This window comes from Desulforhabdus sp. TSK (assembly GCF_022836495.1).
GTDB lineage: Bacteria > Desulfobacterota > Syntrophobacteria > Syntrophobacterales > Syntrophobacteraceae > Desulforhabdus.
Genome location: NZ_BQXM01000087.1, coordinates 1 through 1,213 on the forward strand (window position 1 = coordinate 1; position 1,213 = coordinate 1,213).

The following is a 1,213-nucleotide window of genomic DNA, read 5'->3' on the forward strand; positions in this document are numbered from 1 at the left end:
TGGATGACGTAAAGGGATTTCCCGTCTCGGTGCGTATGCCTTTTTGCAGGGCAGGTATAGACGTGAATTTTTCTGTACTCATTGTACAGGTGATGCCTCATGCGGACGCCTTCGGGACAGAGGGGAACGCCGTCGGTATCGAGCTTGACGCCGCGGTCGTCAAGGAGATGGGGGAAAGCCTTCTTGGTGTTTTCTGAAAGAGGAATGACGGGGGCAACGCCCTTTTGGGTGAAATAGCGATAATGAGCGCAAGAGTCGTGGTGACCGTCGCCGCAGAAGACGCCGATGCGCATGGGGAGGCCGTTTTCGCGGGCTGCTTTGAGGAAGCGGTCGAAGGCCTTGAGAGAAAGGGTGTAATCGCTCTCGTCGCCACCGGGCATGATGGTGAGAAGCGGCAGGTCGTGTCCATTTTGATGGACGACCAGGTGGTAATAGCGATCGCCGAAGAGATAACAGCCCTTGTGGGCATCGTAACACCATTTGGCGGTGGGAGATGAGTAATACCGGTCGTGATCGCAGCGATAAATTCCTTGAGAGCGGCAGGAGCAGGCCGGTTTTCCTTCTCCCGAGGCGGCGCTTTGGAGGATGGAGCCATCGCCTGAGACGATAAGATCATCGAGGTGGTTCAAGAGTCCGCGTTGGATGGAGGGCTTGATGCCCAGTTGGACGAGGAGATCTTCAAGCATTTTCGAGAGGTCATCGGGTCTTGGTTTTTCAGCGGCTGCCAGCAGTTCGGTCGCGACTTTTTCCGACTGAGAGCTGTAAACATCGCTTTCCTCTTTGCCGGCATCCTTCTCAGCGCGAAGATTTCTCAGATGAAGTTTCGAGAGGAAATCACTCTTTCTGACGTAATGCTCACAGGGTTTTTGGTATGGGCCATCGATGAGGCGTTTCATGAAATCGTAGTATGTGCCGATGCCTGGAGTGTCTTCTGGATGGAACCCGGCCAAGACGGCCAAAAGTGGCTGCAGCCGGGTTTCTTTGACCCATGCCGTAATCCCGGCGATTTTCAGAGAGGTCATGAGAAGAAGAGATCTGAGCATAGAGGTAGAAACACGATGATCAGCCCGATGCACGGGCGAGTAAAGGGAATCGAGGAGCTCCATCACAGGGTCGAAATTGAGGTGAGTAAAAATAACGAGCTCCCGGGTATGAGCCGCCACGCATTTCCAGAATTGAGGGTCATCAACGGATGTGAGGAAATAGTTCTCGA

2 protein-coding genes are annotated in these 1,213 nt (G+C 53.8%); one reads left to right on the forward strand and one right to left on the reverse strand.

From position 1 onward, the window contains the following. Positions 1–686: hypothetical protein (locus MWC30_RS21570; protein ID WP_244086266.1), on the reverse strand; the 686-nt coding region annotated here is incomplete at its 3' end. Between MWC30_RS21570 and MWC30_RS21575 the strand changes: the two genes are divergently transcribed. After that, positions 663–1,213: hypothetical protein (locus MWC30_RS21575; protein WP_244086267.1), on the forward strand; the 551-nt coding region annotated here is incomplete at its 3' end. The two genes, MWC30_RS21570 and MWC30_RS21575, sit on opposite strands and share 24 nt — an antisense overlap.